This window comes from Chryseobacterium nakagawai, from assembly GCF_900637665.1.
Taxonomy (GTDB): Bacteria; Bacteroidota; Bacteroidia; order Flavobacteriales; family Weeksellaceae; genus Chryseobacterium; species Chryseobacterium nakagawai.
In genome coordinates this window covers 3,903,086-3,929,176 of the sequence record NZ_LR134386.1, presented here as the reverse complement: position 1 = coordinate 3,929,176, position 26,091 = coordinate 3,903,086, and the positions used below count along the sequence as shown (strand labels likewise).

Annotated in this window: 23 protein-coding genes and 1 pseudogene; 8 read left to right on the top strand and 16 right to left on the bottom strand. The window is 40.2% G+C overall.

Annotated features, from left to right (window positions below):
* Position 1 precedes the first annotated feature (1 nt).
* The 8 genes from EL260_RS17685 to EL260_RS17640 all read right to left on the bottom strand — a co-directional run bounded on the left by EL260_RS17685 (position 2) and on the right by EL260_RS17640 (position 8,390).
* On the bottom strand, positions 2-436 hold the full coding sequence (locus tag EL260_RS17685; protein ID WP_034871419.1) for a hypothetical protein: 435 nt from the start codon (positions 434-436) through the stop codon (positions 2-4).
* 11 nt (positions 437-447) lie between these two features.
* Positions 448-1,071: a conjugative transposon protein TraK gene (gene traK / locus EL260_RS17680; RefSeq protein WP_026357722.1), complete on the bottom strand. Its 624-nt coding sequence runs from the start codon at positions 1,069-1,071 to the stop codon at positions 448-450.
* Between the two features lie 25 nt (positions 1,072-1,096).
* On the bottom strand, positions 1,097-2,089 hold the full coding sequence (gene traJ, locus EL260_RS17675) for a conjugative transposon protein TraJ (RefSeq protein ID WP_026357721.1): 993 nt from the start codon (positions 2,087-2,089) through the stop codon (positions 1,097-1,099).
* 3 nt (positions 2,090-2,092) lie between these two features.
* The gene (locus tag EL260_RS17670; RefSeq protein WP_019977024.1) at positions 2,093-2,725 is read right to left on the bottom strand and encodes a DUF4141 domain-containing protein; all 633 of its coding nucleotides are present in this window, start codon (positions 2,723-2,725) and stop codon (positions 2,093-2,095) included.
* Between the two features lie 260 nt (positions 2,726-2,985).
* Positions 2,986-4,800: a reverse transcriptase domain-containing protein gene (locus EL260_RS17660; RefSeq protein ID WP_041461709.1), complete on the bottom strand. Its 1,815-nt coding sequence runs from the start codon at positions 4,798-4,800 to the stop codon at positions 2,986-2,988.
* 550 nt (positions 4,801-5,350) lie between these two features.
* Complete coding sequence (locus EL260_RS17650; RefSeq protein WP_070562252.1) at positions 5,351-7,744, bottom strand: TraG family conjugative transposon ATPase; 2,394 nt, start codon at positions 7,742-7,744, stop codon at positions 5,351-5,353.
* Positions 7,741-8,073, bottom strand: a complete 333-nt coding sequence (locus EL260_RS17645) for a DUF4133 domain-containing protein (protein ID WP_070562249.1) — start codon at positions 8,071-8,073, stop codon at positions 7,741-7,743. Before EL260_RS17645 ends, EL260_RS17650 begins: the two co-directional genes overlap by 4 nt.
* Before the next feature lie 11 nt (positions 8,074-8,084).
* Positions 8,085-8,390, bottom strand: coding sequence for a DUF4134 domain-containing protein (locus tag EL260_RS17640; RefSeq protein ID WP_070562244.1), 306 nt, complete (start codon positions 8,388-8,390; stop codon positions 8,085-8,087).
* Between the two features lie 223 nt (positions 8,391-8,613).
* On the opposite strand from EL260_RS17640, the gene EL260_RS25850 reads away from it, so the two are divergent.
* Entirely contained in the window at positions 8,614-9,948 is a 1,335-nt protein-coding gene (locus EL260_RS25850) for a hypothetical protein (protein WP_198418050.1), read from the top strand.
* Between the two features lie 33 nt (positions 9,949-9,981).
* Here EL260_RS25850 and EL260_RS17630 read toward each other — a convergent pair whose 3' ends face one another.
* From EL260_RS17630 to lpdA, 3 genes are all read right to left on the bottom strand, one after another.
* A complete protein-coding gene (locus tag EL260_RS17630) occupies positions 9,982-10,989 on the bottom strand; it encodes an IS3 family transposase (protein WP_228445604.1) in 1,008 nt (335 codons plus the stop codon).
* The gene (locus tag EL260_RS17625) at positions 10,986-11,414 is read right to left on the bottom strand and encodes a cytochrome P450 family protein (RefSeq protein ID WP_115169385.1); all 429 of its coding nucleotides are present in this window, start codon (positions 11,412-11,414) and stop codon (positions 10,986-10,988) included. The genes EL260_RS17630 and EL260_RS17625 overlap by 4 nt, the downstream gene beginning before the upstream one ends.
* Before the next feature lie 118 nt (positions 11,415-11,532).
* A complete protein-coding gene (gene lpdA / locus EL260_RS17620; RefSeq protein WP_115169386.1) occupies positions 11,533-12,936 on the bottom strand; it encodes a dihydrolipoyl dehydrogenase in 1,404 nt (467 codons plus the stop codon).
* 170 nt (positions 12,937-13,106) lie between these two features.
* On the opposite strand from lpdA, the pseudogene EL260_RS17615 reads away from it, so the two are divergent.
* A pseudogene (locus EL260_RS17615) lies at positions 13,107-14,467 on the top strand (IS3 family transposase).
* Positions 14,468-14,649: 182 nt separating this feature from the next.
* Here EL260_RS17615 and EL260_RS17610 read toward each other — a convergent pair.
* From EL260_RS17610 to EL260_RS17590, 5 genes are read right to left on the bottom strand one after another with little or no spacing between them, the layout of a single operon-like run.
* Complete coding sequence (locus EL260_RS17610) at positions 14,650-15,978, bottom strand: hypothetical protein (protein ID WP_083295808.1); 1,329 nt, start codon at positions 15,976-15,978, stop codon at positions 14,650-14,652.
* A 33-nt stretch (positions 15,979-16,011) separates the two neighbouring features.
* Positions 16,012-16,647: a conjugal transfer protein TraD gene (locus EL260_RS17605; RefSeq protein WP_115169387.1), complete on the bottom strand. Its 636-nt coding sequence runs from the start codon at positions 16,645-16,647 to the stop codon at positions 16,012-16,014.
* Between the two features lie 12 nt (positions 16,648-16,659).
* Positions 16,660-16,965 (bottom strand): DUF3408 domain-containing protein, encoded by a 306-nt coding sequence (locus EL260_RS17600; RefSeq protein ID WP_059344617.1) that lies wholly within the window; start codon positions 16,963-16,965, stop codon positions 16,660-16,662.
* A complete protein-coding gene (locus EL260_RS17595; protein ID WP_115000118.1) occupies positions 16,965-17,369 on the bottom strand; it encodes a DUF3408 domain-containing protein in 405 nt (134 codons plus the stop codon). Before EL260_RS17595 ends, EL260_RS17600 begins: the two co-directional genes overlap by 1 nt.
* Before the next feature lie 10 nt (positions 17,370-17,379).
* Positions 17,380-18,147, bottom strand: coding sequence for a ParA family protein (locus tag EL260_RS17590; RefSeq protein ID WP_115169388.1), 768 nt, complete (start codon positions 18,145-18,147; stop codon positions 17,380-17,382).
* A 699-nt stretch (positions 18,148-18,846) separates the two neighbouring features.
* Here EL260_RS17590 and mobA point away from each other — a divergent pair.
* The 6 genes from mobA (at position 18,847) to EL260_RS17560 (ending at position 26,065) form a co-directional block, all read left to right on the top strand.
* Positions 18,847-19,284 carry a conjugal transfer protein MobA gene (gene mobA, locus EL260_RS17585; protein WP_115169389.1) on the top strand — a complete coding sequence of 146 codons (438 nt, stop codon included), beginning with the start codon at positions 18,847-18,849 and terminating at the stop codon, positions 19,282-19,284.
* A gap of 2 nt (positions 19,285-19,286) precedes the next feature.
* Positions 19,287-20,582 carry a conjugal transfer protein MobB gene (gene mobB / locus EL260_RS17580; protein WP_115169390.1) on the top strand — a complete coding sequence of 432 codons (1,296 nt, stop codon included), beginning with the start codon at positions 19,287-19,289 and terminating at the stop codon, positions 20,580-20,582.
* 102 nt (positions 20,583-20,684) lie between these two features.
* A complete protein-coding gene (gene mobC, locus EL260_RS17575) occupies positions 20,685-22,685 on the top strand; it encodes a conjugal transfer protein MobC (RefSeq protein ID WP_115169391.1) in 2,001 nt (666 codons plus the stop codon).
* A 234-nt stretch (positions 22,686-22,919) separates the two neighbouring features.
* Complete coding sequence (locus EL260_RS17570; protein ID WP_059333810.1) at positions 22,920-23,765, top strand: helix-turn-helix domain-containing protein; 846 nt, start codon at positions 22,920-22,922, stop codon at positions 23,763-23,765.
* A gap of 149 nt (positions 23,766-23,914) precedes the next feature.
* On the top strand, positions 23,915-24,559 hold the full coding sequence (locus tag EL260_RS17565; RefSeq protein WP_002978206.1) for an HdeD family acid-resistance protein: 645 nt from the start codon (positions 23,915-23,917) through the stop codon (positions 24,557-24,559).
* Between the two features lie 195 nt (positions 24,560-24,754).
* Positions 24,755-26,065 carry a TolC family protein gene (locus tag EL260_RS17560; RefSeq protein WP_002978205.1) on the top strand — a complete coding sequence of 437 codons (1,311 nt, stop codon included), beginning with the start codon at positions 24,755-24,757 and terminating at the stop codon, positions 26,063-26,065.
* Positions 26,066-26,091: the final 26 nt, after the last annotated feature.

Sequence of the window (26,091 nt, the reverse complement as noted above, 5' to 3'; positions counted from 1 at the left end):
GCTATCGCATTCGGAACCGTCTGTTTTGGTTAGACAACTGTTCTCTGGGCTTTTCGGAAACTTGCGCAATCGCTTCTTTTCTTGTCGGAACCGAATTTGTAGTGAGATCCGTTAATTTCGATTGCTTCAATAATTGCCCATACTGGTCTATTCTGTCAATATTCATTTTCTGAACATCGAAAAGACCGTCTTTGTACTTTATCCACATATTGCATTCAACCTTTGGCTTATCATCGCCATTCCATTCCAGGTAGGTTTTCAGCATCAGAATGTTTGGCAACATCGGTTTGTCTGTTCCATTATTACAAGCCTCCAAAAATCTGCTGATGCTATCTTTGATTTTGTCGGCATAGGCCGCTTCTGTTTGGAAATAGCCGTCATACCCTTTGTTCGTGAGGGTTTGTGCGAATGTGTCTAAGTCAAGTAACTGTTTCAAAACTTCTATTTTTAGCGTTCAATTACTTCAATGTCCCTGTTTTCCGTTACGGCAAACTTTTCGATATTAAAACCTTGTGGGTTATTATCGGAACGGACAGAGTTCACGAGATAGCAGGACGTGATCAGGTTCCGTCTGGTTACATTGCTCGAACGGATGATGAATTGTTTGGCATAGGTTCGCACGGCATACGGATAGGTATCGAAGTTGCAGACAACGCTATCCACCTCAATACGCTGCTGTACGTTTCCTGAAATGATACGGTTATAGTATCCTTTTTCCGAAAGGTCTTTGTAATAATCAAAGGCACTTTTGTCGGCAAGGTTGAACGCCCGTTTCATATTGCTTTCAATGGCATTCTTATCGGGAGCCAATGTGAAGAACAGTTCGTGAAAACGTCTTACGTGTTCCCTCGCTTCAACAGGTCGGTTAATACTTGCATCCTGCGATAAGGCAAGCATTAGCGATTTTCCGTTGTCCAATACATAAACCTTTTGGCGTTGTTCCTCCGCAAAACGGTAGGACTGCCATACGGCATATCCTACCACACTAATGCAGAGAACGGCAAATACGATGGCATAAAGCCTGATCTGTCTGAAGCTGTTTTCAATATTTCTTAGTGTTTTAAATTCCATTTTTTAGATGATTAATTATTTTACATTATTTCATTAGCTGACCACCTATATTACCTGCGGCAGAACCTGCTCCGGCACTTGCTACATTTCCGGCTTTCATTGCTGTCTGATTTACATTTCGTGTAAAGTTTCCTGCACCTCCGGCCTGGATAATCCAACCTGTTACGGTAGGTATCGTAAAGTATCCGATAATGCCGATGATCATAAATATGATGTACACGGTATTACTGGTATCGGGGATATAACTCGGATCGGCGAGCATCTCAATATCCCGCTCCAATATGAGTGATTGTATCCTTGCAAGCATGGAACTGAACAGATCTGAAACCGGTAGCCAGAGATACACACTGACGTACCTAGTGAGCCACTGTGTGAGCGTACTCTGAAAGCCATCCCATACGGAAATCGCAAAGGCGATTGGTCCGAGTATGGAAAGGACGATCAGAAAAAACGTTCGGATGGTATCTATGACTAATGCGGCTGCCTGAAAGAGTATTTCCAACAGATTGCGAAACCAATCTTTAAGGGCTTTCTCTAGCTGATAAGCGGTTCTGTCCATATACATTCCTGCCATTGTTCCAATGTCGGAAGGCGACCAGCCCAATTCATCCAGTTTTTTATCAAACTCTTCGTCCGATACCATAAAAGCTGTTTCTGGATTTCTGACCATTGCTTCATATTCCAATTGGTCTTTCTGCTGTTGCAATTGGTTCAGGTCGAGTACCTGGTTTTCGAGTATGGCGTGGGTTCCCGTTACCACTGGACTTAGTACCGCATTGATGGTTCCCAATACAATTGTCGGGAAGAACATAATACATAGTCCTAAAGCAAACGGTCGTAGCAATGGGAACATATCTATAGGTTCGGCACGGCTCAGAGCCTGCCAAACCTTTAACGCCACATAGAATAATGCACCCAATCCCGCAAGACCTTTTGCCACTGCTGCCATATCGCCTGCAAGCGGCATCATATCATCGTAGAGCGACCGCAGGACTTCGTGAAGATTATTCCATTCCATAGCTTACCAGTATTTTTGGTTGGAAGTTCCGTAGAGATCAAGTACTCTTTTGGCATCATCTTTCTTTTTCGCTCTCAAATAGCTTACGGAAATGTTCTTGTTGGTGTAATAGCGTACAAGGCTGTGGTATTCCTTGACTTCTTTGTACACACGGTCGATAATGTCCATACGCTCTTTATCGTTCAGCGATAGGCTTGATGAGGTTATGATCTGCTTTAGTTCCTTCAGTAGCTCGGTACTTTCGCCCAGTAATGCCGAATAACCATTGCCAATTGCAGTCAACTCCTGAGCTGTGAAATTGGGATCGTTCATCATCTTGCCGAAATTCTGTACATACATTTCGGATACATCACCTACCAGCAAAACCGTTTGTTGCACTTTACGGGCGTCCTTTACTAAGTTGTTGATGGCTTTCAGTTTGTCGTAATACTCTTTGCCTTGCTTATAGACTTTTTCAACCTCCTTAAAATTCTTAACCACATTACTTACTGTGGAGGATGTTTGTACAATCTCATTGGCGGAGTTGAGAATACCGGATGCAAGATTTGCAGGATCGGTTACTACAAACTGTGCTTTTGCGGAGGGTGTAACGGCAAGCATAATTGCCGTACACACCAGTAACATTACTTTTTTCATTGTTTCTAAATTTTTAAATGATTAATAATTATTGATTTACTTGTTCACGCCTTTGCATAGCGATATGCTTGATGGCGAGTTCGACGTTGCCGTCGAGTTCCGATGCGAGCTGCATCACTTCCATTTTTTCGGTTTCTTCCGTGGTATATGCGTAGGATAAGAACCCGGCGCCTTGCCATATTGACTATGGTAGGTTTCCAAGAACTCTCCCCCGAACCGTACGTACCTGTCTCCAGGTATACGGCTCTCCATCAATTTATTCAGTCTAACTTGCCTGCGTGTATCTTATCGTGGCATTTTGAGCATAATGCCAAGGTTTTTCTTCTCCTTGCACTCATTCGTTTTTCCCAGTCTTGCTTACCTTTCAGGTCTTTCAATTTGCGTATATGGTGCATTTCCAATTTCTCGTTGGCACCGCATAATTCGCATTTCTGGTTTTGCAACCTTGTTATAAGGCTGTTTCTTCCTCCTGTAATGGTAACTGTGACAGGTAAACTATCCACGTAAGCACCACGGGCAGCTTTTTGGCGTTTGAAACCCTCTTTGTAAAAGCGTCTGTACATTATATCTCCTTTCCTGTTTTTGTAGGGAATGGAAAATACTCCGTTGATACATCTTTTAGTCTTTTCCTGACTGATTGAAGTTTGGTATTTCAGTGCATACGTTTTGTACATACTGTACTCCAAGATGTAAGAAAATGACTGGACAAACGAGCTGTTGTTGGCAATTGAGTAATAATTGTAAAAGCCCCGTATTTCAGCGTTGTACTGACTGATGATTTCTAAGTCATCCAAGTCTTTCATGTAATAGCGTGAGCGTGGTTTCCAAACTTCTGTGCCTTTTTTATTTACCAGTTTCATGGCATTATAGCTCAGTAGCTTTTTCTTCATCACGTCTACTGTGACACGGAGTACAATCTTATCTCCGAAACATCTTACGGTTCTACCGTGCTTATCTCTCTTGGATTCATCGGAGTTTCGCACGGAGACATCAAAGCCTAAGAATTTGGCTGGTTTCTTAGCATTAGTCACCAAGGTTTTTTCATCAGACAGTTCAAGTTTCAGTTTTTCATCAAGGTAAACCTTGATGTCTTCCTTTATCTTTTTGCAGTCTTCTTTGCTACCTATGACCCCGATAAGAAAATCGTCCGCATACCTAACGTATTTTAACTTTCTGAAACTGCCATCCATCTTGTCATAAGCTGGATATTTGTTTCTTTCCTGTCTCAACTCTTTGATGTCCTTAATCATCTGCTCTCTGACAGTTTCGTCTGTCTCACATTTGAGTTTCTTGGCCAAGCGGTATCGTCTCTGTTCGTGTAGCCTGTACTGGCGTGTTGCCGTAGTTCTTTTACCCTTATCGAAGTCCTTGATATAATCCTTGACATATTTATCGAGTTTATCAAGGTAAATGTTGGCAAGGATGGGGCTTACAATCCCACCTTGCGGTGTGCCACTGTATGTTTTGTGGTACACCCAATCTTCAATATACCCTGCATTGAGGAACTTTCGTATCAACCGAATGAACCTGTCGTCAGCGATACGCTCCTTTAGGATACCAATCAATATTTCGTGATTGATATTGTCGAAGAAGCCTTTTATATCGCCCTCGATGAACCACCGTACAGCAGTGAATGACTGTTGGACGCTTAATAGGGCTGTGTGACAGCTTCTATTGGGTCGGAACCCATGTGAAGTATGCTCAAAGCTACCCTCATAAATTGCTTCCAATATCATTCTGATAACCTCCTGCACTAATTTGTCATCAAAAGATGGTATACCAAGCGGACGTTTCTTCCCGTTCTTTTTCGGAATGTATGTCCTCTTGGATGGGTTTGGCTGATAGGTCTCGTTTCGCAACGATGCAATCAGCCTTTCAATGCGGGATATACTCATTCCGTCGATGGTCTTTCCATCAACTCCTGCCGTCATATTGCCTACTTTACTGTAGATTTTCTGATAGGCGATAAAGTACATCTCTTCATTGAACAGAACCTTGTATAGCCTTTCGAACTTATAGTCCGTGTTTCCGCTGTGCCTTATTAGACTGTTCAATACTTTTTCTGGATTTCTCATAATGTCTCTCACATTTTCCGTTAATCGTATTAAACTAAATTGACTGTCTCCCTTCGCCATGTACAGGGCTTTCCCCTGCTCGGACTACTACGGAGACTCCGTTGCCGTATCGGATATTCAGGAGCTTTTTCCATAGCCACGCCTGTGGCATTCCGACTTAGGCAATCCCCATTTAGACATATAGCAACTATTGGCACGTTAGATTGTCGGATGCGATGTTCGCCCTTTTCTGCTTATTGCAGTTACGTTGTGGTCTGTTTATGCTATCACTACTACCTGTCATTAGGATATTACCACAAAGTGACGTTGGTAACTGTCTTCCGTCACTGCCTAAGAACTGACCGTTCGGACTGTCGTTCAATCAATCAAGACTTCATCCTTATATCTAACTTTTCAACTCGCCATTCAGTCGCAACACGACAATTAGTTGACTTATGGCTTTTCCGACATGCTACACTCCCCGTCGGGTTTCCCGTTCGGATAAGTCGGCTGTTGATGGGCGTTATAAACACTTGCCCAGTGGTTGCCAAACCACATTCACTATATGCCCTTATGGGCGCACCAAATACTCTTCAAGACTAACTTCGGTGGCATAGACTGCCGAGTGCGTACCACCTAATCCAATCCACACTTCTTTATAAAGCCGTGACGGATCGTTGTTCATATTGATGGAGAGTACCTGTCCTTTTTCTTTATCGGTAAGCCCGAGCATTGCCTGTATATCATCAAACTTGTTCATATACTTTCTCTGGTCAAGCAGGATCTTACAGTCGGAATTATTGATAATACTTTCCTTGACAATGGGTGATTGAATGATGTCATCCACCTCTTGCGTTACGACAATAGCTTCTCCGAAAAACTTCCTTACCGTTTTAAATAAATACTTTATGTATTCCGCCATTCCCTCTTTCGCTATCGCCTTCCAGGCTTCTTCAATCAGGATAAGCTTTCGGATACCTTTCAGCCTTCGCATCTTGTTGATAAAAACCTCCATAATGATAATCGTGACGATGGGAAAAAGAATTTTGTGATCCTTGATGGCATCAATTTCAAACACAATAAACCTTTTGGAAAGCAGGTCTAATTGTTTGTCGGAGTTTAGCAGGTAATCATATTCACCACCTTTGTAATAGGGTTCGAGTACGTTCAGGAAATTGGCAATATCAAAGTCTTTTTCCCTTACCTGTTTTTCTTCGAGTACCTTGCGGTAATCTCCTTGGACATATTCATAGAAGCCGTTGAACGATGGAAAAATCCCTTCCGTTTTGATACGTTCGATGTATCCGCTCACGGCATTGGAAAGGGCAACCTCTTCCGAACGTGTTGGCGGCTCATCATCACGTTTCCAAAGTGTCAGTATCAAAGTCTTGACACTTTCACGTTTCTCGATGTCGAAAACGCCATCATCGGTATAGAAAGGATTAAAGGCAATCGGATTGTCTTCTGTGTAAGTGAAGTAAACACCGTCTTCACCTTTCGTTTTTCCTTTGATGAGTTCGCATAAACCCTGATACGAGTTACCTGTATCTACGAGCAGGACGTGAGCACCCTGCTCATAGTACTGTCGAACCATGTGGTTGGTAAAAAAAGATTTCCCGCTTCCTGACGGACCCAATATGAATTTGTTTCGATTTGTGATGATACCACGTTTCATCGGCAAATCGGATATATCCAAATGGATAGGCTTTCCCGTCAGACGGTCTGCCATTTTAATCCCGAATGGCGAAGGTGAATTGTGGTAGTTGGTTTCTTCAGTAAAGAAGCATAAGGCAGGTTCAATGAACGTATAAAAACTTTCCTCCGCTGGAAAGTCGCCTGCATTGCCAGGCATTCCTGCCCAGTACAATGTGGCTACGTCCATTGTGTTATGCCGTGGTTTACATTCCATCAATGCCAAGGCACTACCGCAATCGTTCTTTAACTGTTTTAGTTCCGCAGGATCTTCCGACCAGGCTATGATGTTGAAGTGTGCCCGAATGGAAGACAGTCCAAAAGAATGGGCTTCGTTCAGATACCTTTCTATCCATTCTTTGTTGATCTGGTTGGCACGGCTGTAGCGAGCCAACGAGTGCATATTCCTTGCAGACTTCTCAAACTTTTGAAGATTAGCATCGCTGTTGTCTAAAAACAAGTATTGGTTGTAGATATGATTACAGCTTAACAGCAATCCTACGGGTGCGGCAAACGATAAACGACAGTCGCTTCGGTCGGTCGATAACTTTTCAAAACGTGTATCTGCCGATACCGTTCCCGGCAGATCGTCCGTATCGGACAAAGTATGCAATGATAATCTTTTGTTTCCGATACGTACTTCTTCAGACCCCAAACCGATGTCCTGCATCGGAGTTTCGGCTTCCCTCGAAAGGGTAAGGTATTGTTCCAGCAATCCTTGTTTTTCGTCCGTCCCTATGATGTCGTCTTCGGTCAGGCGTTGCAGGCTTATGAAACCGCTATCGTTTACGATACGCTCAAACTGGGCGACTGCCTCCATAAAGCGGTGTATCGTTTCCTTGTTCCTGATTTCCTTGGGTATCAGCGAACCTTTGCAAAGCGAACTGAAGTTGCTTTGCATACGCATTCTTTCCTTGGTAGTTTTGGTCAGGAACAGGTAGCAATAATGGTTCAGGAACGGTCGCTCATTAAAATGGCGCTGGTAGGATTTAGCCAAAAAGCTCTGGTCTTCCTTTGCCAAATCGGGAGCGTAGTTTTCCTTGATGTACCAATCCTGTTTGTGAACGATTGTAAAATCCGGTAAAGTTTTGATAGCCTTATGCCACGCTGCGTGAATGGCTTCATATTCCGCAGAAGCTACCGTAAACAGTTCCGGCAAACGAACGGCAAAGCAAGCAGTTATGTCTGCATCTTTGGAAAGAATGCAGTTGTTTTCTACTGCCAGCAGAGGGAATTTGCTTTCCAATGTAGTGGTCTTAGATACATTTCTCATACAGCACTCTTTTTAGGTGTGAATTTTAAATAGCGCCTTACGGGCTTGCGGCAGATGATGTAGCGGGGATGTCGTTTATTTGCTCCAATTTTCATCAATCCGTGTTCGCCATATTTCCTGTTTAATGAAAAGGTCTGCCAGACAATGAGCGAAGCACCACCCGCTCCAAGGAACAAGCAGATATAAGAGTTTACGCCAGCCATATACAATATCATCACTAAAATGAGCGTGCCGAGCAGTCCGCCAGCGAAAATGAAAAGGTATTGTGCTTTCAGTCCTTTAAATTCCACCGTTCTTCCGATGCCTTTGTTTATGTTGTAACTGTTCATAAAGCAAAAGATTAAAGGAAGAATGAACGCAGAATGGTAGCGGCAACAATTAAAAAGATACACGCACCGAACCAGCTTGCTGCAGTCTTCGATGTATCAGGGTCGCCTGAACTGAATTTGTTGTACACCTTAACGCCTCCGATGAGGCCAACAACCGCACCGATGGCGTAGATTAGTTGGGTTGCGGGGTCGAAATAGGATGTGACCATTTGGGTAGCCTCGTTGATGCCTGCTTGCCCATTTCCCTGTGCGAACGCACCAATTCCTGACAGCATTGCCACGGCTGTCAGCAGAACTTTTTTTCTTTGTTTTTTCATAATTGAAACACATTAGTTTGTTATAGTTTTCCCGCACGTTGCGGGCTTTCGGAACAAAGGTGTTTCAGAATTCAGAGCGTGATAACAAAGTGGCAGTCAGAGGAATTGTTTGGCGGTGAGTGGCGTTATAAGTGTTAAAATTTAGTATATTAGCTTTTTTATATTTTTTGACTCAATTGAATAAAGCATAAAACTTGTTAACAACTTATACATAGCATAAAACATGGGCGGAAATGCAGGAATTAGAGGATACTTAATACAGACAATTATTTGTGTATTAGATACGCTTGAAAGTGATAATCTGTGGAAATCAGTAACTCTTGAGCCATTAGACGAATCGGAAAAAGTAGATATTAGATGGAAATATTCCGATGATACTGTAAAATTGTGTCAAGTAAAATCTTCACAGAATATAATTAAGCATTCTTCTGCAAAAAAATGGTGTGAAGAACTCGAAACTCATTCGCCAAATGCGTCTCAGTATGAATTAATTGTGATTGGAAATGTTGATGAAAAGCTTTCAAAAGCGGTAGATATTGGAAATGTAAAAATTGGAGAAATTAAACCTTTAAATACTCAAGTTTTAATTGACCAAGCATCAACCAAAATTGACAAGTATTATGAAGACAAAAACAAACCTAAGATTTCATCACAAGTTAGAGAACTTATTGTAAAAGCACTAACATTGGAATTTGGGACAAGTTCTATTATTGGAAAAGAGATCTCAAGAGCGGATTTTGATAAAAAACTTTTGGAATGGATCAGTGCCGTTGAGAATCAAATTGAAACAAATCCATTTGCATCTTTAGCTCCTCCAACGGAAAATCAAAACGTTCCTATCAATCATAGAATCGTTAAAAAAATATTAGAACTTATCGGCTGGCATCAGTTTGGAGAAAATCACGTAGTAGAACGTTTTAATGACAAAACAGAAGAAAATGAAATTCATTCAGTTGATTTTCTTGGAGATTTTGAAAGCAAACTAAAAGAAGACTCAGGAGATTTGGTGATGGTTTCATCTCTTCACTCACTTAAATACCCAGACTCTTCTAAGACAGAAATATCAAAATATTTAAATGATACAGATATTGTGTGTTCAGACTTGGAGGAAAAAAATAAAATTCCGATAAAAAGATTTGATTCTACTGATGTTTACAGCCTCTTATTTTGGCTCTCCACAGACAACAGTGAAGTTTCAACTGATTTTATTCATTATACAAAAGATAACTATAAACGTAACTTACTGCATGAAAATATAAACTACTTTTTGATTGATAACAATAAAGCAAACTTTTTAATAAGCAGTATTACAACTGCAAAAAATTACAGAGAAGATGTCCCAGTTAAATTCGCGTATCCTATTACCGAAGCCAACCAAAGTCCCAAACGTATTGGAGAAAGAGGATTAAAACTTCCACCTCAATTCATTAATACCTCTGTCCTTCCAATTACTAAAGAAAGTAAATCTAAAATTAGTTTTCTTCTTTTTTGTGTATGTCTTCAAAAGAAAGTGTACTTTTTCTTAGAGAGTGTTTTCTGTTTCAAATATAGAATTTAAAGTTTAGTTTTTTGCTTTTAAAAAGAAAAAAAATTAGGTTTCGATTAATTTTCTTTTGTAATATTCCTTTTTTCTTCTTTTTAGAGTTTCAGATTTTATCTGCTGTCTTATTTTCAACACTTCATCGGCTCTTCCAAAGTACACATCCGCTGGAGTTAGATTCTTCAAAGATTCGTGATAACGCTCATTGTTATAGCGGTTTACAAATACTTCCAAAGCCGCTTCCAATTCCTCTGGACTGTAATAATGATGCAGTTTCACCACATTTTTCATCGTCCTGTGGTAGCGTTCAATCTTGCCTTGCGTCTGTGGATGAGCGGGCTTTCCATGGATTTGCTTCATGCCGTGATTATCGTGTAAATACTCCTTTAATTCCTCGGTAATATAGCAAGAACCGTTGTCCGACAGAAGTTTCGGAACTTGTCCTTTTCTTAAACCTGCTTTCTTCACAGCTCGGTCAATGGTTCTTTGAACATCATTCACCTTCATATTTCGGCACAACTCCCAATGAATGATATAGCGGCTAAAATCGTCAATCACGGTGCTTAGATAGTACCAGCCCCAACCCAGAATTTTAAAGTAAGTAAAATCTGTCTGCCACATTTCGTGAACAAAATTGGTTTTATCTTTAAATTCATTCGAGGCAGAAATCAGGATGTGTGATGGAGCCGTTATCAGTCCTCTTTTCTTTAAAATACGGTAAACACTGGATTCTGATATAAATACGCCCTTCTCATCGGTGATTTTATGAGCCAGTTCTCTGCTGGAGAGTTCAGGATAATTCAAAGCGATTTCTACCACCAGATTTTTCTCTTCTTCAGGAATGCTGTTCCACTGCCTTCGGCTGGAAGAAGGGGAAGGTAAAAAGCCTGCTTCACCTTTCTCAAGGTACAGATTATACCACTTGTAGAAGGTGCTTTTGTGAATGCCAAGTTCCCTGAGTGTCCTGTTCACGCCGATTTCACTACGGGTAACCATTTGGATGATTTCCAGTTTTTCTTCAGGTAACAACCTCATATATTTTCTGTATTTTTCGGTTATTCCAGAATTTCCTGTACTTCGTTAAATAATATAATTTGCTCTTCTTTCTCCCATTTACTAATGTATGTTTCCCAGTAGCTTTTTTGAAATTCCAGGAACCTTCGAAGGCTATCCGGTTTCATCAAAGACATAAACATTTCTTTTCTTTGCCTGTGTGCTGAATTATCCAATGTCTGGACGCCCTTCTGGCCGAATAATGTTTTTTGCACCCTTTTAGGAGTAGCTCCTTTGCGTTGAAACTTTTCAGTATCATAGAAAACCTCCGCGGCGTCTTTTCCACTGATGCAAATTGCTTTCTTTAACATTAAGCGGGTTCTAAAAATATCAGTCCCAAGCTTTTCACGCTTTTTCTGAATAAATTCATAGCCGTCACGAAGTAGTATCAAACTACTATCAAAGTTTTTGCCTTTCGGAATAGCTGTCATGTTCTTTACATCTTTAAAAAATAATCTTTCATTTTTTAGACCAGTAACTGATACTTAATACAATTTAAGTTATGTTGAATTACAGCTACTGCATCATTTAATACAAAGCCCTCCTATATTAAATATGCAATGCCCTGTCTTCGGTAGCTGCCAGACAGGCTTCTTTAAAGGTCTCGGAAAATGTGGGGTGCCCGTGCGACATCCGTGCAACATCTTCGGCAGATGCCCTAAACTCCATTGCCACCACCGCTTCGGTATAACTGTCTGCAATGCGGGGGCCTATCATATGCACGCCCAATATCTCATCGGTCTGTTTATCGGCTATAACCTTGATAAAGCCATCGGTATCCATACTTATTTTTGCCCTTGCATTGGCCTTGAATGGAAAAGATCCTGTTTTTATAGTTTTATTGGCCTTCTTCAATTCTTCCTCTGTCAATCCTACTCCTGCAACCTCTGGCTGGGTATACACGATATTTGGGATAAGCGAATAATTGATATGGGGTTTTTGGCCAACAATCCGTTCGGCTACAAAAACGCCTTCCTCACTGGCTTTATGGGCAAGCATTGCCCCTCGGATTACATCCCCAAGGGCATATACTCCCTTGACGTTGGTTTCGAGGTTTTCATCTACCTTTATCTGTCCATTCTCATTGGTTTCCACTCCTATATTTTCAAGCCCTAAATTGGCGGTATATGGTTTTCGGCCAATGGCCATAAGGCAGTAATCGCCTTCTAAATTCATTTCTTCTTTATTGGAAAGGTTTTCCGCATTTAACGCCACTTTGCCATTAGTTGCCGTTGCATTTGTCACCTTATGTTCCAAATAAAAATCAATTCCCTGTTTCCTTAGGGAACGGTGCAATTGATGTCCCAGTGCGCCATCCATAGTGGCAATAAGGCTATCAAAATATTCTACTATAGAAACCTTTGAACCCAAGCGGGCGAATACGGAACCTATCTCGACCCCGATAACGCCGCCGCCAACGACCATTAAATGCTTGGGGATGTCCCGTAGGGCAAGGGCTTCGGTGGAAGAGATTATCCTTTTTTTATCGATTTCAATATTGGGCAGTGAAGCGGGTTTGGATCCGGTGGCAATGATGATTTTATCGGTTTCTATGGTTTCCGTTTTATCTTCGCCCTTAATTTCAATAGTATTTTTATCCTTGATGATACCGTGGCCTTCATAAACGGTGACCTTGTTCTTTTTCATCAGATAATCAACGCCATTGATGATTTCCTGTACCACATCTTGAACCCTTTGGTTCATTTTCAGGATATCGACATTGGCCTCTTTAACATCAATCCCAAATTTTTCGAATTGATGCTTGAGTTTGTAGTAATGCTCAGAAGCTTCCAACCAAGCTTTTGACGGAATACAGCCCACGTTAAGACAGGTACCGCCCAACGTGCTGTACCTTTCAACAATGGCCACTTTTAATCCCAATTGGGCGCAACGGATGGCACTTACATACCCACCCGGGCCAGACCCTATAATAGTTACATCAAATTTTTCCATATTCGTATTTTTTTAAGTTAGTTAAGGTAGAAAAAACCTGAACCTGACCTTTGGTCACGAGAATTCAGTTTTCTGTAAATCGTCAGCAAAAAGTGTACCGATTTAGTTCAGAACTAAGATAGTGTTTTCATAATAAACAGAACAAAAAAAACCATTAAATTTGATTTATTATGACAGCCAAAAAACCAATCAGTAATCCTGAAAATTATTTAAAAGACATCCGCAGAAAAACCAGAAGGATTTTCACCGCGGAACAAAAGATCCTAATTGTGATGGAAGCCCTTCGGGCTGAAACCTCCATAGCCGAACTCTGTCGCAAGCACGCTATTCAGGAATCTACCTTCTACAAATGGAATAAGGAGTTCATTGAAGCCGGTAAAAAGCAACTCTCAGGAGATACTCTTCGCCAGGCAACCTCCGAAGAAGTCTCTCAGCTTCGGGAAGAGAACCGAAAACTCAAGGAGACGGTCGCCGACCTCGTTATCCGCTACGACATTGTAAAAAAAAGTTTGGAAATTCTGGAATAACCGAAAAATACAGAAAGTATATGAGGTTGTTACCTGAAGAAAAACTGGAAATCATCCAAATGGTTACCCGTAGTGAAATCGGCGTGAACAGGACACTCAGGGAACTTGGCATTCACAAAAGCACCTTCTACAAGTGGTATAATCTGTACCTTGAGAAAGGTGAAGCGGGATTTCATTCTTCCCCTTCTTCTGGCAGAAGGCAGTGGAACAACATTCCTGAAGAAGAGAAAAATCTGGTGGTAGAAATCGCTTTGAATTATCCTGAACTCTCCAGCAGAGAACTGGCTCATAAAATCACCGATGAGAAGGGTGTATTTATCTCAGAATCCAGTGTTTACCGTATTTTAAAGAAAAGAGGACTGATAACGGCTCCATCGCACATCCTGATTTCTGCCTCGAATGAATTTAAGGATAAAACCAATTTTGTTCACGAAATGTGGCAGACAGATTTTACTTACTTTAAAATTCTGGGTTGGGGCTGGTACTATCTAAGCACGGTGATTGACGATTTTAGCCGCTATATCGTTCATTGGGAATTGTGCCGAAATATGAAGGTGAATGATGTTCAAAGAACCATTGACCGAGCTGTGAAGAAAGCAGGTTTAAGAAAAGGACAAGTTCCGAAACTTCTGTCGGACAACGGTTCTTGCTATATTACCGAGGAATTAAAGGAGTATTTACACGATAATCACGGCATGAAGCAAATCCATGGAAAGCCCGCTCATCCACAGACGCAAGGCAAGATTGAACGCTACCACAGGACGATGAAAAATGTGGTGAAACTGCATCATTATTACAGTCCAGAGGAATTGGAAGCGGCTTTGGAAGTATTTGTAAACCGCTATAACAATGAGCGTTATCACGAATCTTTGAAGAATCTAACTCCAGCGGATGTGTACTTTGGAAGAGCCGATGAAGTGTTGAAAATAAGACAGCAGATAAAATCTGAAACTCTAAAAAGAAGAAAAAAGGAATATTACAAAAGAAAATTAATCGAAACCTAATTTTTTTTCTTTTTAAAAGCAAAAAACTAAACTTTAAATTCTATATTTGAAACAGAAAACACTCTCTAAGAAAAAGTACACTTTCTTTTGAAGACATACATTTCCGCAAAGTGGAAGAACTGTCTTCCTTCGTAGTGAAAATATATTGTGGAATAGTTTAGTTGTTCTTTTATATAGCGGATTTACATTCTGCGACCGTTTCTTTTACTGATTGTATTTTCCTCTAGCTTTGGACTAATCAATTGTTTTCGTTCCACCTCTTGTCCATTGTTGCGCTTCACAGTTTCCGCGAAACGGGTCTTATGCCACGGTATTACTTTGGCTTTAAAATGCAGTTGCACTCCATGCTTTTTTAGATAGTCTGAACTATTCAAGTCACCCGCTTTGTTCTGTCCAATTGGATCAAGGGTGCGTTTGCCGGGAATTTGTACAACGATAAGGTCTTTGGGGATCTCCTTGACATTGAGGCTCACTTCCTGAAAAGTATGCGTCTTTTGATTGTAAGGAATGGTATAGGTGTCGTCTTTGTGCGAATAATAATGCTTGAGTTCAGAAAAGATAATGCCCCGTGACCAGATATCATCGTTAGGGTTCAATTTGTCATTAAACAAATCAATATAAAAAGTGTGTCCTGCGATATCTATTGTTGGTATAATACCTTCGTAAGCAATTTTATCGAATGCATCCTGATCAACCATCAACTTGAAATCATCCATTCCCTCTATTATATCTTCGGAAATATTATGCTTTTTTGCCATCCCTATTGGGTCGAGTTTTACAAAGTCGGGTATCTCTGCCAATTTTGCTCCCTGTTCGGAGAATGTCGTCAAGCTATTACTATTCGGGCTGTACCAAAATCTATAACCTTGGACTGCTTTTTCTTCCATATCAGATATGGAAATTATATTTTTAGGATTGGCTTTTTCACGTAGTTCCAACTGATTGACATCCACGATAAATTCTGTTCCGAATATTTTGCATGTTGGGAGCACTCTTTGCTTATCGGTAGGTATCCGATATAAGCTGTCCTTTGGCCCGTTGACGACATAGCCTTCTTTTGGTTGTAGCTGTTCGGCAACATTACGTTTTATATGTTCAATCACATTGGTGTCTACCCAAGGCAGGGTACGGGCTTCAAAGTGCATTTGCTTCACATCCTGTTCAGTAATGCTATTGCCATGCTTTCTATTCCATCCCACTATATCCATTTCATACTGATTTGGAAACTGCACTATGATAATATCCGTAGGCAGTTCGGTCATTTTAGAAACATCGTCTTGCTGAAATTCGCGTGTTTTTGGATTGTACGGAATTACATAAGCCCGTCTATCTCTGTCGTAGTAATCTTTAATCTCCGTGAAGTCAATGCCTTTGGAAAGAAAATCGTCTTTAGGGCGTAGTTTATTCATCTGTAAATCCACGTAAAAAGTATGACTTGCAATATTTATAGTTGGTAATATACCTTTGTTTACACTCAAATCGTACAGATCGGGATAAGTTTTATTTTCCATATTTCCCTGTTTTTATAGAAGATAAAGGGAAGTCTACACAAACTCCCCAATGTCAAAATCACTCAAATCATTATTCCGCAAAGTGGAAGAACCGGCTTCCGTTTCAGTCGTAAGCGTGCTATCCAAAAGCTCGGCAATTTTTCGGGAAGCACCCTCGATGGAGTTTTCCAGCAGGCTGAATAATTCAGTACCTTGTAATCTTTGAACTATCGCTACCGCTGTTTCCTTTTGGGATTGTTCCAAATTCTCTTTTTGTAGCAACGCCCCTACGGAGCTTAGTTCGTCATAGGTAACCCCTTGAGCAAGACTGTCATCGCCACCAGATATTCCATACCTGTTCCATTCTTCTTCCTCTTCGTCCAAATCAGGCATATTGCTGAAAACTTCGTCCAGCTCTTCCTGCGGAACCTGAATGCCGACGATTTCATTCTCGTCGTATTCGATGTCTAAATTATCGGGATTTATTTCTTGTTCTTCTATTTGGCTTTCATTGGCAATGTTTAGCCGTGAATGGCTTCTTACAGGCTTGGGCTGACCCATAATATCGGGCAGGTTCGGATTGATTTTTTCCTGTTTTGGTTTTTGTTCCGACCTTTTTTTAATGACAATCTTGTCCTGTAAAAGCAGGGCGATGACTATCAGCAGGCATATCACAATAATTATTTCCATAACCTCTAATTTTTAAAACAGTCCTTTGTATTTTTCTTTGAACTCCTTTGTAATGGCATCCTCATACACGTTAAAATGATGTTCGAGGATTTTATTGAGATAGGCAAACAAGGGTATCTTATCGTTGCCAATGATTTGAACTATTCGTGTTAGTCGTTCGTGATATTCAGGACTTAGGTATATGCTTTTACTGCCTCTTTTCTGCTCAATATCCATTTGCAGAAATGCCTGTTCATAGCTGTTTTGCGCTTGATCTCTCATTACTTCGGGAATACCATTGTCTGTAACAACATTCCTTTTTTTATTATTTTTCTTCATTATAAAATGGGTTTAAAACGTTCATTGAAATAATCGGTAATATCATCCCCAAATTCTCTGAAGTGATGTTCAAGAATATTATCGATGTACGAGTAGAGTGTTGTTTTTTCTTCCCTCGTTAATTGCACAATGCGGAGCAATCTCTCGTGGTATTCAGGACGTATGTAAACTACCTTACCACTACGACCAGACGGAAACCGGTTGACCAGAAACGTTTCCTCGTAATCCGCTTTTTTAGACGAACTGCTTCGGGCTTTTTCTTTGGCTTTAGGCTTGATTTCCTTTGGTTCTTCCTGTTGCTGGTTTTTCTGGTTTGGAGTAACAGGCTCATCGCCACTGATAATGTTCATCAGATAATCCTCATCAACATCAGGCTTTTTAAAATCATTTTTATCTGTACCCATGGTTTCGCTTTTATAGATGAGTAATTTTTAAAAATTCCTCAACGAACAAATCCATTTTCGTTGCTTTCATCAACTGAGTTTCGGCAGGTAGCAGGCTTGACCTGAACACATAACTTTCTGTATCATCCGTTTCCTTTCGGAAACGCTTGCTGTCCATTATCCTGGTTTCCATTATGGGTAGGTTGAGTGTTTTAATGACACTTTGATATGCCTCGTATAAACTTGTCTTTTCCCTGCCGTCCACCTGGTTCCAAAACAACCACAGTTTTTGTTGATCGTTGCCTTCAATGTTTTTCGGAAGTTCAAGAAAGGCTTTTGTGAAGCCCAATGTGCTTTCCACTACCAAGCGGTCGGCGGTAATGGGCGAAAAGATAAAATCCATCATTTTCAAGGTTGTCAATACCCCTTTGGTATTGGCAGTTCCCGGCAGGTCAAAGAAAATAACATCAGGTGCAACTGCCGATTGGCTTACGTATTCCGATGCCATTTCCAAAGCATTTTCAGCTTTGCTTTTGATAATCGGGTATGCCTTTTTGTTGATAGTTTGGAATTGCTTCATTGCCAACTTTTTATGGTAGTCATTCTGCATTATGGTCTTTTTATCCCGTTCACGCATATTGGTCAGACTGTGTTGTGGAAAGTCACAATCAAATACAAGCACATTAAAACCTAAGCGGTAGTGAAGCACACTCGCCAATAAGGTGGTCATCGTAGATTTTCCCACACCTCCTTTTTGGGTGGAGAAGCTGATTTTTAAGGTTTTCTTCTTTGTTTCCATTATTTAAAAATTTATTGTTACGCACTTTGCCTGTTTTACAGGTTTGAATATTGGTGTATTGGTATATTCCCTTTTTTCCATATTCCTGTATTGCTTTTTGGGAATGTTCCTGTATCGTTTTTTGCTTTCCTTACAGCCTTGTCAGGTGTATGTTTTGGCTGGTTGTAAACCGTGCAGAAAACAAAATGCTTTACCGCTTTTATGCTTTTACACTTTTATGGTTTTATGCTTTTAAAACCTTATGCTTTTATTGCCAACAGCATTTATGTAATCCTTATTTTCTTCTTTGTCTAACTACATTTTTTACTACCTGCCTTAAAACTATAAGGCAAATAAAGCGATTGATTTTTTCGAGTTTGGAAGTGTGGCAGTGTTTGGCACTCAAAGGCAGAGTTTGTCCGGGTATTGCATTGCAATACTCTTACGGGCAGGGCTTTACTTTGTAAAATGATTTTTATTAACGGATTTATGCAAAAGCATCTTGACAAAATGGACACTAAGCAGAACGGCAACAAGCCGTTTTTCCCTGTTACATCCAATCCGTCCCGCAGGGCGGATTTTTGTGTTCACCGGAACACGGCAAGTTGTGTTTTGAGGCACTCAAAAACGTTTTTAGTGCCTCAAAACAACTTGCCCTTTGCAGGGGGCATAAAAAACCTCCGAAGTCGGTTTTTCGTGTAAATTATAAATGGATTAGTGATGAATGAGAACAGTAAGAGAAAACAGAATAAAGGCGGTCGTAAGCCAAAGCTCAACCCCAGCACCCACCGCCACGTTTTCCGATTGACAGACGAGGAAAACGCTAAACTTTTATCGCTTTTTGAAGCATCGGGAATGCCCAATAAGGCAAAATTTATCATCTCGCAGGTGTTCGGAAACGAAATGAAGTCAGTTAAAATTGATAAAGGAACGGTTGATTTTTATATGCGACTAACTTCGTTTCACACCCAATTTCGGTCAATAGGTGTCAATTACAATCAGATTGTGAAGTTGTTGTACCGTCATTTTTCGGAAAAGAAAGCCGCTGCATTCCTCTATAAATTGGAAAAACAGACGGTTGAAATGGCAATGTTGTGTCAGAAAATCATTCAGCTAACCGAAGAATTTGAAGCTAAACATCTGAAAAAACAGTGTTAGAAATGATAGCAAAAATTGGAAGAAGCAAAAATCTGTACGGTGCATTGGCGTACAATAACCTGAAAGTGGAGAAAGAAAACGGGAAAATTCTGTTTACGAACAAGATTATTGAAACACCGAGCGGACAATATTCTGTGCCACAATTAGCCCAATCTTTTGAGCCGTACCTCATCGCAAATCGCAATACGCAATATCATACCCTGCATATTTCGCTCAATCCCGACCCGAATGATAAGGTAAGCGATGACCAATATAGGGAAATGGCGGAGCAGTATATGCGTGAGATGGGCTACGGCGAACAGCCTTTTGTAGTCTTCAAACACACGGATATTGACCGCAGTCATATCCATATTGTATCAGTCTGCGTGGACGAACAGGGCGTAAAGATTTCCGATAAATTTGAAAAAGTACGGTCTATGAATGTATGCCGTGAGTTGGAAAGGCAACACGGTCTGATACCTGCCACGGACAAAGAGCGTAATCAGAACGATAAGGTTTTCCGTCCGGTGGACTATCGAGCAGGCGATGTAAAAAGTCAGATTGCTTCGGTCATTAGACACCTGTCGAACTATTACCAATTTCAGACTTTGGGGGAGTATAACGCCTTGCTTTCCCTATTCAATATTACCACTGAAAAAATAGAGGGCGAGTTACACGGCAAGACACAGCAGGGTTTAGTGTATGCTCCTTTAAACGAGAAAGGCGAAAGAGCCGGACATCCGTTCAAGGCTTCGCTTTTCGGAAAGAACGCAGGGCTTGCGGCTTTGGAATTGCATTTTGCGAAATGCAAAACAACCCTGAAAGACACCCCCGCCAAACAGACCTTAAAGTCTGCCGTTACCATTGCCCTGCAATCCACGAACAACGAACAGGTTTTTAAAAAACAGTTAGGCGAACAGGGTATTAACGTGGTGGTACGCAGGAACGATACAGCTCGTATATATGGAATGACCTTTATAGACCACAATTCTAAAACCGTTTGGAACGGTTCACGGTTAGCAAAGGAACTTTCTGCCAATACCTTTAATGATTATTGGAACAACGACATCAAACCGAAAATTAAAGAGCCGACCGAGCCACAAAAAAAATCCGCTACGACCAAACATGCGGAGGAACTGCCTGCGGAAAAACCGCACCATTTCTTCGACTTCCTCAACATAGAGCCGAAACACGAGGACGGTCTGATAGAAGCCTTTGGCGGTTTGCTCATTCCCGAAGCACAGGGAGAAGATTACGAGGAACAGGACTTTGCCAATCGTATGAAGAAGAAACGGAAACGAAAAAGAGGTCAGCAGTAGTATTTAGCCAAACACTGCCACGCACTGCCAATGCCTGCCACATTCATATAGCCACGCTATACAGCCCATAAATTCACGCCCGAACATTTAAAATTTATCAAAATGCAGGGAGAAGACGATTTAAGAGGGCTTGCCAAGATAATGGCATTTATGCGGGCAGTGAGTATTCTATTGGTACTGATGCACCTTTATTGGTTTTGCTACGGTTTCTTTTTGGAACGTGGCTGGACATTGGAAATAATCAACAAAATATTAGGGAATTTTCAGCGAACGGCAGGGCTGTTTTCGCATACCCTATATACCAAAGCCTTTGCTTTGGTTTTGTTGGCTTTGAGCTGTTTGGGAACAAAGGGCGTAAAGAATGAAAAAATAACGTGGACCAAAATCTACGTGGCGTTGGGCGTTGGTTTTGTGCTGTTCTTTCTGAATACGCCTTTATTAAAGCTACCTCCGGTAATCGGTACATTTCTCTATATCCTTACCATTTCGTTAGGATATATCGCCTTGCTAATGGCAGGTGTTTGGATGAGCCGATTGCTCCGTACCAACCTGATGGACGACGTTTTCAACAACGAAAATGAAAGTTTTCAGCAGGAAACAAGGTTGATGCAAAATGAATATTCTGTCAATCTACCCACGAAGTTTTACTACAAAAACAAATGGAATGACGGTTGGATAAACGTAGTCAATCCTTTTCGGGCAACGATTGTGCTGGGAACACCCGGTTCCGGTAAATCTTATGCTATCGTAAACAACTATATCAAGCAACAGATTGAGAAAGGTTTCAGTATGTATATATACGACTTCAAATTCGACGACCTTTCCACGATTGCTTACAATCATCTACTGAAGAACAGGGATAAATACAAAGTTCAGCCGAAATTTTACGTGATAAACTTTGACGACCCACGCAAGAGCCACCGTTGCAATCCACTTAATCCCGATTTTATGACGGATATTTCGGATGCCTACGAAGCGGCTTATACCATAATGTTGAACCTCAACAGGTCGTGGATACAGAAGCAAGGGGATTTCTTCGTGGAAAGCCCGATTATTCTATTGGCAGCCATTATTTGGTATCTGAAAATCTATGATAACGGCAAATATTGTACATTCCCACACGCCATAGAATTACTAAATAAAAAGTATTCAGACGTATTCACGATTTTAACCTCCTATCCCGATTTGGAAAATTACTTATCGCCTTTTATGGATGCGTGGCAAGGCGGAGCACAAGACCAATTACAGGGACAAATCGCATCGGCTAAAATTCCATTGTCAAGAATGATTAGCCCGCAGTTGTATTGGGTTATGACAGGCGATGATTTTTCGCTGGACATCAATAACCCGAAAGAGCCGAAAATTTTGTGTGTGGGCAACAATCCCGACCGCCAAAATATCTACTCCGCAGCTTTGGGTTTATACAATTCGAGGATTGTAAAACTGATTAATAAAAAGGGACAGCTAAAGAGTTCCGTTATCATAGATGAGTTGCCTACGATTTACTTCAGGGGACTGGATAACCTTATCGCAACGGCGAGAAGTAATAAAGTGGCTGTATGCTTGGGCTTTCAGGACTTTTCGCAATTAACACGTGATTACGGCGACAAAGAGAGCAAGGTTATTCAGAATACCGTAGGTAATGTTTTCTCCGGTCAGGTTGTTGGAGAAACCGCAAAGAGCCTGTCAGAACGCTTCGGGAAAGTATTGCAGAAACGCCAAAGTATGACTATTAACCGTAACGATAAATCAACTTCTATTTCTACGCAATTAGACAGCCTTATTCCGGCTTCCAAAATTTCAACCTTAACACAGGGGATGTTTGTCGGTTCTGTATCGGATAACTTCGATGAACGTATCGAGCAAAAAATATTTCACGCAGAAATCGTGGTAGATAATGAAAGAGTTTCCGCAGAAACCAAAGCATATCAAAATATACCGCAGATTTTATCTTTTGTAGATGAGCAGGGCGAGGATAAAATGAAACAGGAGATTGAAAGCAATTACCGTCAGATAAAATCGCACATTCTGCATATCGTTGAAAATGAAATGGAGCGTATCAAGAACGACCCGAACTTACAGCATTTGGTGCAGGAGGGATAGTTTATTAATCAAACAAGACCATTCGGGATACGTTGTTTGATGAATAAGCCATCATCATAGAATATAGTTTTGTGAATACTAAATTAAAGCCTTTCGGGGCTAAATTTGTATACTTTTTTTACTTTTGTATTTTATACTCAGCGATTATTCGATTTTACCTTAAACCTTTAAAATTTATTTTTTATATTTTTACGGTAACGCTCAATATCTGATTAACTTAACAACAACCATTGGATGATAAGTGTATTTACAGAACGTGCATTATTACGGAAAGTGAAATTAGGGGACTCTTTTAGCCCCCAAAAGACTACTATTGTTATCATTGAAAAGGGAAGCATCAGCATCAAATCCAATGAGTTGATACATCACTACAAAAAAGGAAATTTGGGTATGATAATACCCAATAATGTATATAAGGTAAATGCCTTTACAGATGATGTGAAAGCATATTTTATTTTAATAGACAGGGATGAGCTAAACAATCAAACTTCTTTTGCTTTCAATAAATATGAAATGCAGCAAGCACTTCGCAGCAGTAACAATAATATTGAGAAAGTTTCAGATAATGCTTTTGCTCATATACTCAACTTATGTGAACAGCTTTTTTATTATAATCAGGAAGAAAAAGAAATCACGTTTAGCCAGCAGATAAAGCTGTCTTTATTCACATCGCTGGTGTATATTTTGGTGGGAGACTTTTTACAGGGAAAAGGAAAGGACATAAACATTCTTAAAAATTCAAGAAAAGAAAGCATCACGATGAAGTTCCTGCAATTGGTAAGCATAAATTTCATGAAAGAAAAAGAGCTTAAATTCTATGCCGACAAATTGTTGATTTCTTCCAAATACCTTTCCAATACCGTCAGGGAAATAACCAATCAGCCACCGTCCAAATTTATTACCGAAGCATTGCTGAACAATGCAAAAATCCTGCTGCTCAATTCCGACAACTCTATTAAAGAAATATCCAACGAGCTTGATTTTTCTGACCAATACGCATTTGGCAAATTCTTTAAGAAGCACACAGGACTTAGCCCCTCTAATTTCAAGAAAACGAATAAATTAGTCGATGCCATTTAGCATCGAACACACCCTTTCCTTTAATAGTAGTATTTAATCTGTGCAGATACTGTTTGAACCTCTTTTTAGGCATTATAAACCTTTACTGAAAGTCCTGCAAACCCGAACTTTGCATCAGTATTAAAATTTACATCTTAAAAAGACAGTCTATGGCAATATTTTTTAAAACAATCCGAAACACCATAAAGCACTGGTATGTACCTGCTATCATCGGGGCATTATTTATTGTATTGGGCGGTTATCTGTTTACAGTCCCTGAATCTGCTTATCTTTCATTGGTTATGCTTTTCAGTATATCGTTTTTGGCAAGCGGCATTATGGAAATTTTCTTTTCCGTACAAAACAAGGACGAGTTAGACGGTTGGGGCTGGTATTTGGCAAGCGGAATATTCACACTGCTGATAGGTGTCATATTGATAACCAAACCAGTCGTTGCAGCTACCACATTGCCATTTTTTATTGGGTTCAGCTTATTGTTCCGGTCATTTCAGGGGCTTGGTTTCGCTTTTGAGCTGAAAAACTATGGCGTGTTGCGTTGGGGAAATCTGGCAATTGTAAGCGTACTCGGTATCATCCTTTCATTTTTATTGATTGTCAATCCAATCTTTGCCGGAATCTCTTTAGTGGTAATGACAGCTTTGTCTTTCATATTTGCAGGTATTGTAAGTATTGTATTAGCGTTTCAACTGAAAAAACTGAAAACATTTCCTGAAAGAATCAACAAAGAACTAAAGGAGAAAATTGAACATCTAAAAGAAGAATACTATAAAAATATCCAATCCGAGGATAAATAGAAAATAGTTGCACATTTATCCTTAAATGGTATGCAAGGGCAGTCTTTTGTGGGTTGCCTTTTTTATTGGTATGTTTCGGAAAGCATTAGCAACATACCGTTTGAACCTCTTTTTGTGAATTACTAACCTTTTATGAAGACCCTTTCATTCAGAACTTTGCCAAGTAATATTTAAGTAATTAATGACAAGTTCAAAATGAAAAAAATCACTATGCTATTGTTAGGGCTTTTTGTTTTTTCGCAAACAATCTATGCCCAGCAAGGTCAAGAAAGAACGATAACCATTAAAGAGTTATTTGAGCTGACCAAAGAAAATCATCCGAATCTGAAAGTTTCCAAAACAGATATTGCCATAGCAAAGCAAGATGTAGAAGTTGCTAAAAACGCACAACTCCCTACTTTGAATGCGGCTTTGCAAGGATATTATCTTGGGGATGCCCACATTATTGATAAGGATTTTTCCAATTCCACAAGAGTAGATATGCCACATTTCGGCAATACTTTTTCGATAGATGCCAGTCAGTTGATATGGAAAGGCGGAATGGTAAAAAATGGTATCAAAGCCCAATCTTTGAAAGAAGAATTAACAGAGCTGAATTATCAGTCGAACGAACAAAGCATCAAACTTTTGGTGTTGGGCTACTATCTGGATTTGTATCAACTACTGAACCAAAAATCAGTATATCAGCAGAATATCCAATTGGCGGAACAACGCTTGCAAAACATCAATAAGTTTTATAATCAGGGAATGGTTACGAGAAATGATGTTATCCGCGGCGAACTGCAATTGTCTAATCTTAAACTTGCTTTACAGGTCGTAGAAAATAACCGTCAAATTCTCAATAAACAGCTTACCACCGCTTTGGGATTGTCCGAAAATACACAGATTGTGCCCGACGAAACCATACTTAGCAATGTTCCTAAAGCTTTATTGATGGAAGATTACAGAGCATTCGCACAAAATCATCCAACCATATTGATGACAAAAAAGGCAGTTGATATTTATGAAACCTCCGAAAAGATAACCCGTGCAGAAATGATGCCTTCGTTATCTGCATTTGCAGGAAATCAGCTGGCACGTCCGATTACTACATCAACGCCTGCTCTGGATATGTACACTAACGGATGGAGTGCCGGACTTTCACTGAATTTTAATATTGACGCACTGTACAAAACCCCTAAAAAAATCAAACAGGTGCGTTTTGAAAAAGACAAAGCCATTGCACAGGCAAACGAAGCTGAACAGATGATTGACGTTGCTGTAAATGCCGCTTACATTAAATACAATGAAGCCGTTACTCAGAACAATACACTTGAAACAAACAAAGAACTATCCGATGAAAATTATCGCATTATGAACAGTAAATACAACAACCAGTTGGCTATTTTATTGGATTTGATTGATGCAAGTAATCAGAAATTAGACGCAGAGTTACAGTTTGCTAATTCGGAAATAAGCATCGTTTATGCGTACTACAAATTATTAAAAGAAAGCGGAAATTTATAATAAATTGATAAACTTAAAGATAAAAC

Coding starts and splice junctions, on each gene's coding strand:
- EL260_RS17660 (WP_041461709.1), bottom strand. CDS start 4,800: ATGAGAAATCCAGAAAAAGTATTGAACAGTCTAATAAGGCACAGCGGA.
- EL260_RS17565 (WP_002978206.1), top strand. CDS start 23,915: ATGGCAATATTTTTTAAAACAATCCGAAACACCATAAAGCACTGGTAT.
- EL260_RS17560 (WP_002978205.1), top strand. CDS start 24,755: ATGAAAAAAATCACTATGCTATTGTTAGGGCTTTTTGTTTTTTCGCAA.
- mobA (WP_115169389.1), top strand. CDS start 18,847: ATGAATGAGAACAGTAAGAGAAAACAGAATAAAGGCGGTCGTAAGCCA.
- EL260_RS17570 (WP_059333810.1), top strand. CDS start 22,920: ATGATAAGTGTATTTACAGAACGTGCATTATTACGGAAAGTGAAATTA.
- EL260_RS17600 (WP_059344617.1), bottom strand. CDS start 16,965: ATGAAGAAAAATAATAAAAAAAGGAATGTTGTTACAGACAATGGTATT.
- EL260_RS25850 (WP_198418050.1), top strand. CDS start 8,614: ATGGGCGGAAATGCAGGAATTAGAGGATACTTAATACAGACAATTATT.
- EL260_RS17645 (WP_070562249.1), bottom strand. CDS start 8,073: ATGAACAGTTACAACATAAACAAAGGCATCGGAAGAACGGTGGAATTT.
- EL260_RS17670 (WP_019977024.1), bottom strand. CDS start 2,725: ATGAAAAAAGTAATGTTACTGGTGTGTACGGCAATTATGCTTGCCGTT.
- EL260_RS17625 (WP_115169385.1), bottom strand. CDS start 11,414: ATGACAGCTATTCCGAAAGGCAAAAACTTTGATAGTAGTTTGATACTA.
- lpdA (WP_115169386.1), bottom strand. CDS start 12,936: ATGGAAAAATTTGATGTAACTATTATAGGGTCTGGCCCGGGTGGGTAT.
- traK (WP_026357722.1), bottom strand. CDS start 1,071: ATGGAATTTAAAACACTAAGAAATATTGAAAACAGCTTCAGACAGATC.
- EL260_RS17595 (WP_115000118.1), bottom strand. CDS start 17,369: ATGGGTACAGATAAAAATGATTTTAAAAAGCCTGATGTTGATGAGGAT.
- EL260_RS17610 (WP_083295808.1), bottom strand. CDS start 15,978: ATGGAAAATAAAACTTATCCCGATCTGTACGATTTGAGTGTAAACAAA.
- EL260_RS17640 (WP_070562244.1), bottom strand. CDS start 8,390: ATGAAAAAACAAAGAAAAAAAGTTCTGCTGACAGCCGTGGCAATGCTG.
- EL260_RS17590 (WP_115169388.1), bottom strand. CDS start 18,147: ATGGAAACAAAGAAGAAAACCTTAAAAATCAGCTTCTCCACCCAAAAA.
- mobB (WP_115169390.1), top strand. CDS start 19,287: ATGATAGCAAAAATTGGAAGAAGCAAAAATCTGTACGGTGCATTGGCG.
- EL260_RS17605 (WP_115169387.1), bottom strand. CDS start 16,647: ATGGAAATAATTATTGTGATATGCCTGCTGATAGTCATCGCCCTGCTT.
- traJ (WP_026357721.1), bottom strand. CDS start 2,089: ATGGAATGGAATAATCTTCACGAAGTCCTGCGGTCGCTCTACGATGAT.
- EL260_RS17650 (WP_070562252.1), bottom strand. CDS start 7,744: ATGAGAAATGTATCTAAGACCACTACATTGGAAAGCAAATTCCCTCTG.
- mobC (WP_115169391.1), top strand. CDS start 20,685: ATGCAGGGAGAAGACGATTTAAGAGGGCTTGCCAAGATAATGGCATTT.